Raw genomic sequence first — 1,061 nt, 5'->3', positions numbered from 1 at the left:
GCGAGATCCATCTCGAACCCGGTCTGCGCCGGATCACCGTCCCGGTGGCCGACGGGTCTCAGGACCTGGTCACCGCGATCGGCCGGCTCACCGAGCACAAGGTGCAGATCAACGATGTCGCGCTGCGGCGGCCCTCGCTCGACGACGTCTTCCTCACCCTCACCGGGCACGAGGCGGAGGAACTCGTCAACGGCGACGCCGGGAAACAGACCGTCGGCGCCGAGGAAGGACACAACCGATGAGCATCACGCTCGACAAGGCCGACGTGCAGGGCCCCACCTTCGGTGAACGGCTCTCGATGGTGGTCAGCGACAGCATGACCATCGCCAAGCGCAATGTCATCAAGATCAAGCGCGTGCCCGACGTGCTGATCTTCACGACGCTGTCGCCGATCATGTTCGTGCTGCTGTTCGCCTATGTCTTCGGCTCGGCGATCCAGATCGAGGGCGTGGAGGGCGGCTATCGCGAATTCCTGATCGCGGGCATCTTCGCGCAGACCGTGGTCTTCGGTGCCACGTTCACCGGCGCCGGTCTGGCCGAGGACATGCAGAAGGGCATCATCGACCGGTTCCGCTCACTGCCGATGGCGCCGTCCGCGGTGCTGGTCGGCCGGACGATCAGCGACGTGGTGATCAATATCGTGAGCTTGGTCGTCATGTCGCTGACCGGCCTGGTCGTCGGCTGGCGGATCCGCGGATCGTTCCTCGACGCGGTCCTGGCCTACGTGCTGATGCTGCTGTTCGCCTACGCGCTGTCCTGGATGATGGCGGTCGTCGGGCTGCTCGTGCGGGCGCCGGAGGTGTTCAACAACGCCAGCTTCATGGTGATCTTCCCGCTGACGTTCCTGTCGAACGCGTTCGTGCCGCTGGACGGTATGCCCGGCCCGCTGAAGGTGTTCGCCGAATGGAATCCGGTCTCGGCGCTGACCCAGGCCGTGCGCGACCTGTTCGGCAACACCAACCCGCTGGCCCCGCCGTCGGACGCCTGGCCGATGCAGAACCCGGTGATCACGACGCTGATCTGGATCGTCGTGATCCTGGTCGTCTTCGTGCCGCTGGCTC

At 65.5% G+C, this 1,061-nt stretch carries 1 protein-coding gene and 1 pseudogene; both read left to right on the top strand.

What is annotated here, in order from left to right; genetic code table 11:
- Positions 1–242: pseudogene (locus tag ACWDNU_RS46935) on the top strand (hypothetical protein); the annotation flags it as partial.
- A gap of 56 nt (positions 243–298) precedes the next feature.
- On the top strand, positions 299–1,061 hold a 763-nt coding region (locus ACWDNU_RS46930), incomplete at its 3' end, for an ABC transporter permease (protein WP_449673591.1).

The sequence above is a fragment of the Amycolatopsis sp. NPDC003676 genome (genome assembly GCF_053587275.1).
This window is presented reverse-complemented; position numbering and strand designations above follow the sequence as displayed.